This window comes from Fibrobacter sp. (genome assembly GCA_024399065.1).
Taxonomy (GTDB): Bacteria; Fibrobacterota; Fibrobacteria; order Fibrobacterales; family Fibrobacteraceae; genus Fibrobacter.
Genome location: JAKSIB010000003.1, coordinates 180,562 through 187,005, shown reverse-complemented (window position 1 = coordinate 187,005; position 6,444 = coordinate 180,562). Strand labels below are relative to the sequence as shown.

5 protein-coding genes and 1 pseudogene are annotated in these 6,444 nt (G+C 47.4%); 2 read left to right on the top strand and 4 right to left on the bottom strand.

Going from position 1 to position 6,444, the window contains the following annotated elements; translation table 11 throughout:
* Positions 1-226 precede the first annotated feature (226 nt).
* Positions 227-337, top strand: a pseudogene (locus MJZ25_02765) (prepilin-type N-terminal cleavage/methylation domain-containing protein).
* 579 nt (positions 338-916) lie between these two features.
* Here the strand turns inward: MJZ25_02765 and MJZ25_02760 are convergent.
* Entirely contained in the window at positions 917-2,056 is a 1,140-nt protein-coding gene (locus MJZ25_02760; protein MCQ2123084.1) for a hypothetical protein, read from the bottom strand.
* 171 nt (positions 2,057-2,227) lie between these two features.
* Entirely contained in the window at positions 2,228-2,410 is a 183-nt protein-coding gene (locus MJZ25_02755) for a hypothetical protein (protein ID MCQ2123083.1), read from the bottom strand.
* Between the two features lie 61 nt (positions 2,411-2,471).
* Between MJZ25_02755 and MJZ25_02750 the strand changes: the two genes are divergently transcribed.
* Positions 2,472-2,903: a hypothetical protein gene (locus MJZ25_02750; protein MCQ2123082.1), complete on the top strand. Its 432-nt coding sequence runs from the start codon at positions 2,472-2,474 to the stop codon at positions 2,901-2,903.
* Between the two features lie 27 nt (positions 2,904-2,930).
* Here MJZ25_02750 and dacB read toward each other — a convergent pair whose 3' ends face one another.
* Together dacB and aroA are read right to left on the bottom strand one after the other, a co-directional pair.
* Complete coding sequence (dacB, locus tag MJZ25_02745) at positions 2,931-5,078, bottom strand: D-alanyl-D-alanine carboxypeptidase/D-alanyl-D-alanine-endopeptidase (GenBank protein MCQ2123081.1); 2,148 nt, start codon at positions 5,076-5,078, stop codon at positions 2,931-2,933.
* A gap of 18 nt (positions 5,079-5,096) precedes the next feature.
* The gene (gene aroA / locus MJZ25_02740) at positions 5,097-6,419 is read right to left on the bottom strand and encodes a 3-phosphoshikimate 1-carboxyvinyltransferase (GenBank protein MCQ2123080.1); all 1,323 of its coding nucleotides are present in this window, start codon (positions 6,417-6,419) and stop codon (positions 5,097-5,099) included.
* Positions 6,420-6,444 lie beyond the last annotated feature (25 nt).

Sequence of the window (6,444 nt, the reverse complement as noted above, 5' to 3'; positions counted from 1 at the left end):
GGCCGGGATGACATGAGCAACGGCCGGGATGACATGAGCAACGGCCGGGATGACAAATGGTCGGCACCCAAGACCATTCTTAAACTGTTCGGCGGCCAGGGAACGGTCAACGTGAATTCCTGGGCTCCAGACAGCAAGCAGTTTGCCTTCGTTATTTACGAAAAGTAAAAGTCATTTTTACGCGAAATATTTATCTTTTCCAAAAAGTCCTTTACCGGAGGTTTTTATGAAAAAAGGTTTTTCACTTATCGAAATTATGGTGGTGATTGTCATATTGGGCATTCTCGCTGCAGTAGGTGTGCCCAAAGTGACAAACCAAATCGAAAATGCAAAGATCGCAGCAGACACACAAGTATTAAACGCACTGCATAAAGCAATCGCGTTAGCATCCATAGAAGATAATTTCCACTCCTTTTTCCTCGGTACAGATAACAGACAAAATGTAAAAGTCATGAGAGTTAGAGTTTCCTGGTCCGTTGCAAATCAGAACGGCGCGGGGAACGAGTTCCAGAAGCTAATCGTTACCGAGCTCAAGGCTAACGCCGGTAAAGACTTTATCGAACTCACCTCTGAAAAAACAGCCTCCGGTGGAAATGTCGCTGCAATTTACAAAAGCAATTTAATAAAGAAAAAGAAACTGGACATCATGATTCTCATTATGGACAATGACAACCATTTCAAGATTTGCGCACTTGCTACAGACTCCGGCGGTCGTGATGGCACTATAAAAGTATATACCTATCGAGGTAAGCCCGTTGCCGTTGGCGACGTCCCCGGCAAAAAAGATTCCTGGAATGGGGTGACATTTAATTACATTCCTCTAGAAGACTAAGTCCCATCTCAAAATACTTTATACAAAAAGGCGTCTTGAATAAATTCAAGACGTCTCTTATTTTACACCAAACAAATTACTTTATTAATCTTTCACACAACGAATATAGCGACGGCGCATCTTGGGGAAGTCATTACGATCAATCTGGGTCGGTTGAATGTAACGCGTATAGACATTGGTTGCTGTGGTATCGACGCTTTCTGTAGCACTCCAAACGTGCAAGCTTTCACCAAAATTTTTCCATCCCTCGTTACTATTATTTTCAAGAGAGTACTGGTACTTTCCGCCAGGAATTGCAGAAAAACCATAGTCATCTGTCATAGGATAATTGTCATATCCCTTCCAAGCCCCATTAGGATCACAGAGACTTTGGCCGGCGGTAGCAATGCCATTACTTGCGTCAACAAAGTCAAATAGCGTTTGCCATTCATCATCGCTAGGTATATGCCAACCCTCGGGACAAATGCCACGATTATTTTCTATCCTACTAATAACCCCAGCTTTTGTCGCAGACTGAGTCTGGTATTTTTCATCAATGCCCATGGCTGTAGACCAGGTGTACAAACGTCCATATATTTCGCAATTCTTCGGTTCATCATTATAGCACCAGCTAGAATCAATTCCTGTAGTAGCACGAAGATTTTCGGCCATCCAAAGTTGCGTGCCAATGCCCACAGTCTTGTAGGTGTATCCATCGTACTCTACTGTACTTTCGTATCGATGTGTCACTGATGATGAACTAGAGTTAGGTTCTTCTGCAGTATCAGAGGAAGATTCCACCTTGGAATCACTGCTTCCATCGGGTTTTGAACTGCTGGAGGATTTCAGACGAGACGCTTCAACCTGACTATCAACCACCCATTTCCAGTTGCTTGAGGTATCTTGAATGCAAACAACGGTGCTGTAGCCATACTCAAGGGAAGCATTTTCGTTTCCGGCCTCGCAGCCTCTTTCAAAGTAGGCCTCATTCTTAGAAGCCTCTTGCCAAGTATTGTTTCTACGACACACATAGAACTTACCTTGAGCTGTAAATACGGAATCTACCAGGCCTCCATTGCATGCATCCACCAAAAGATCCCCAAAGCAGCGCTGGAGATTCTTCTTGTAATCCTTTCCACCACATTCATCGGAAAGAGTTGTTTCAGAACTCGTTGCCGAACAGCCCATCAAGCCCAAAGACGCACCCAACCCAACCAACGTCATCTTAAAAATATCAGACATCATTAGAGACCTCCAAAATCGTAAAAAAATATACTCTTCAAAGCCCTATTATGCAGTGACCTTATGCACACTTGAAAGAAAAAACACCTTAATGATATTCCAAAATGGAGGAACTCCCGCCCGGATATACCGAGCGGGAGCTTTTCCTAACCTAAAAGACCCCTCCAATGGGATTTATTCCTTGACACAACGAACTTGGGCATGAACATGATGTTTGTCATCATACGATCCAAATGTTTCTGTTTCCGCATCCAACTCTCTCACTTCATAGTCCAGCTTACTACGGCCCGAGGCCTCAATGACGGCCCCGAATACGATTGCAAGGACGAATACATTTGGTTCAACTCCAACACCCATAAACGGCAAGATCCCCGATCAAGTCGGGGATGACATTCCCGAAAAAATATACCTTTGGGATATGCCGGTAGATATTGCAGAACAAATCAAGAAGCTTTCCCCTTTGATGGACGAGAACTCCGAAATTTTTCGTGAGTTGTCCATCTTCTTTGGAGGTAACGCAAAAGTGGATGTTCACCATAGCGACCTGTCCAAGTTCTTAGGCCGCAAGCGACTCTATCGCGTTATCCGACTGAAGGGCGAATCCTACAAGGATTGCGTTTACCAGCTAGTAGATGACCATCCGGAATCTATGGACGCTCTGGGCATGCTGCGCTACTACAAGGCCCCCGCAGGCCGTATCCAGTGGGAAGAAATCGAGAAGGCTGAAATTGCCATGGGCAAGGAGCTCACCGTAAACGCCTATGGATGGGAACCCGACGCATGGACTTTATTTGAAGGCGGAGAGCAGCACGAAATGGTTGCTATTCTGGCTTTCGATTTTGGCGATTAAAAAGGGCGGCTCATTTGGCCGCCATTCTTATTGAACAAATTCAAAGAGAGTCACGCCAGGAAGTTTTCCACGGCGGCTTTCCAGGTATTCGCCAAAGGGCTGCTCAATAACTTGCTTTCTCAAGGAAGAAGCATGACGCAGCACAGGAAGTTCACCATTTCTTAAAACGACAAACCCAGTGTGGGTGGCATCGATCTTTTCGGACTTTCCGACAAAGGCAACGCCAATCACCATCATAGGTCCGGAATAAGGTTTGCTAGCAAATTCTAATGCCTTGTCGTAAGGCAAGTAACGGATATCAGAAGGCACATCCTTTGCCTGACCATTCACAGTATAAGTCAAGCCCTTCGCCTTGAAGAAATCAACCTTGGGCATGGTGCGCTGAATTATAGTATCGCCGGCCATGGGAATGATCTTCGCATACTTGGAATCAGAAACCCAGTCCACCACCATATAGTGCTTACGATTCAGGTAACTGATTTTTCCCGCCTTATAACGGATGCGTTGCAATTCCCAGAAGAGTGAATCTTCGTGAGTGGCGCGAGCCAAGGCCAAGGCGTGTTCCACAAAAGTCACACAGTCTACGGAATCCAAATAAACCAAGGGTTTGGATTCCACATTTCCAAGGTAGCCTTCACCCATGGGACCTAAACGGTAAGGCTTTCCCTTGAGAGCATTGGTAAAGTAATCCAGACGAGCGTAAAGGCCCCGAACATTCTGGCCGTCCACCCAAAGCTTTTTCATTTCAAGCAAGGATGCATAATTGTCATTGGTCTGCATCACCAGACGGGACCAAAGAGTATCCAAGACATCCTTGCAGGTTGCATCTGGATTCTTACCCGTCTCGTTCAAGTACATGGCCACAGAAAGGGTGTCGCCGTTCATGGCGAAGATGTAACCTACAAGAGCATGAGCTTCGCCAATGAAACCAGTCTTGAAACGGGTCAGCCAGGGATAAGGCAAATCCAGCTGACGCTTACCGCCCGTGCCAAGGCCGGGACCTGCAAAGCTATTGATGTAGTAACTACCCTTAGGATGACGAGCCATCTTTGCCAAAAGCTTTGTTTCAACAGAAGGCATCAACTTGTTCTTGGGAGAAAGTCCGCAACCGTCCCAGACTTCAAAATCATCGGGGTTCAAGCCCATTTCATTAAGGAACTTTCGCTCCATGGCCTTGCCGCCTTCAACACTGCCTTCGCCAGCCATTTGTGCGCCAAGATTACGGAACAAGGCTTCGGCATGGAAGTTCTGGCTACGTTGATTGATTTCATCGAGAATGCTGAGGAACGGAGCCGCGGAAAATTCGTACTTGGCAATTTCAATTCCAGAGGGAACACCCTTTGTGGGAATATAGGTGACTCCACGTTCCTTGAGAGCGTACATGAATGCTGCATTAAAGAATCCCACAGGGTTTCTAATGGGGAGCACCAGCTGAGCAGAATCTACCTTGACACCAATAGTTCCACCAAGAGTGATTTCAGACTTTACCGGATCCAAAGCCCAGGTCCACTTTTTCTTTCTTCCCGGAACAGTGGTCATTTCATTCTTCAATGTCACATAACCAATGTCGGGAATAACCTCGGCAACGGCAAGCTTGCCCTCTTTTTCAGCAGGCTTGAAACGGACCACCACACAATTATCATTGAAGTTCAGGGGAGCAATTTCTGCACCATACCAAGCGTCATAGAAATTCTTGCGCCAGTGTTCCGCTTTCCATGGACCCGTGTAGTAACTGGAATCCAAATCAACTGTGCCACGAATGGTATCCACACCCAATGCCCGGATGGAATCCACCATGGCGTACAACATGTAGAACGGATCAGCATAGTAACGTCCAGAGAAATTCGGGTCTCCTTCGCCACGGATATTTACAGAACCATGGAAAGTTCCCTTCTGTACGCTACCGTTCAAGGACACATAGGTCTTGGGTTCATAATCCAGGGGCAAAAAATGAATCGCGGTAGCCGTAGTCAAAGTCTTGAGAGTACTTGCCGGAGTAAACTTTTCGTCGCCACGGATGTTGGTCAGTTCCTTACCTGTTTTTACCGAACGGATGGAAAGGCCATAACGGGAACCTGGAACCAGGGAATCCACGTAGACCTGGAACGAATCAATATCGATGGCTGCAAAAGCAGTCACTGCAATGAAGCAAATAAAACTCAGAATTCTTTTCATCGGCGTTACTTGGCCTGCCTACTTGGCGATACGCTGGAAATCTTCAAAGTACTTGGGATAAGTCTTGTTCACGCAAGCCGGGTCAAGAATCTTGATGGGCACTCCGCCCAACGCAACCAAGCTGAAGCACATGGCCATACGATGGTCGTTATAAGTTTCGATGGAAGCAGGCTGAAGGTCAGCAGGCGGCGTCACCGTAATGCTATCCATATCGGAGGAAACCTCAGCCCCCACCTTACGGAGTTCTGCGACGATAGCGGCGATGCGGTCCGTTTCCTTGACGCGCCAGCTGGCAATGCCGCTAATCTTGGAAGTACCATCGGCAAACAAGGCCAGAACAGCCACAGTCATGGCGGCATCGGGAATATCGTTCAAGTTCAAGTCGATAGCATTCAACTTACCGGCAGGACCTTCACATTCGACCCAGTCCGGACCCATGGTAATCTTGGCACCCATCTTTTCAAGAACGTTTGCAAACTTCACATCGCCCTGGCAGCAGTTGCTACCTACGCCAAGAACGCGGACCTTTCCGTGAGCGATGGCGGCAGCGGCCAGCGGATAGCTGGCGGAACTTGCATCGCCTTCCACCATGTAGTCGCCCGGGCTCTGATAAACGCCCTTAGGAACATAAAAATCGGTAAGACCTTCATGACGAACTTCGATACCGAATTCCTTCATTACGTTCAAGGTCAGCAAAATGTACGGGGCAGAAATCAGCTCGCCTTCGACATGAATATGCAATTCCGTTTCAGCGTAGGGAGCGCAAATCAGAAGCGCCGTCAGGTACTGGCTGGAAATGTTTCCGCGGACACTGACTTCGCCACCCTTGAGGCCGTGGGCCTTGATGCAAACCGGCGGATAGCCTTCTGTTTCCTTGTAAGTAATATCGGCACCCAAAGTGTGGAGAGCGTCCACCAAATCACGGATGGGGCGTTCCTTCATGCGTTCTTCACCACTCAAGTTGAATTCACCTTCACCAAGAGTCAGTGCTGCGCAGAGAGATCGCATAGCGGTGCCGGCGTTGCCCAAATAAAGGTCGGCAACATTCTTGCCCTCTTCATTCTTGGGAGCATTAAGGCAGGCGCCATTTCCAACGACCACCGCTTCGGTGAAGTCTTCGGACATCTGGATGTCAACGCCAAGTTTCTTGAGTGCCTCGCCCATGTAGCGGGTATCATCACTACGCAACAAGTTATGAAGCTTGGTCGTGCCCTTTGCCAAGGCGGAAATCAAAAAAACGCGGTTGGTAATACTCTTGGAGCCCGGAACACGGACTTCGCCATTGTAGGAACTAAGAGCGGGAAGTTGAATAAAACTGGGACGAAAAAAAGGTTCTGCCATACCACAAATTTATAAATTATAACCA

Coding starts and splice junctions, on each gene's coding strand:
- MJZ25_02760 (MCQ2123084.1), bottom strand. CDS start 2,056: ATGATGTCTGATATTTTTAAGATGACGTTGGTTGGGTTGGGTGCGTCT.
- MJZ25_02750 (MCQ2123082.1), top strand. CDS start 2,472: ATGCCGGTAGATATTGCAGAACAAATCAAGAAGCTTTCCCCTTTGATG.
- aroA (MCQ2123080.1), bottom strand. CDS start 6,419: ATGGCAGAACCTTTTTTTCGTCCCAGTTTTATTCAACTTCCCGCTCTT.
- MJZ25_02755 (MCQ2123083.1), bottom strand. CDS start 2,410: ATGGGTGTTGGAGTTGAACCAAATGTATTCGTCCTTGCAATCGTATTC.
- dacB (MCQ2123081.1), bottom strand. CDS start 5,078: ATGAAAAGAATTCTGAGTTTTATTTGCTTCATTGCAGTGACTGCTTTT.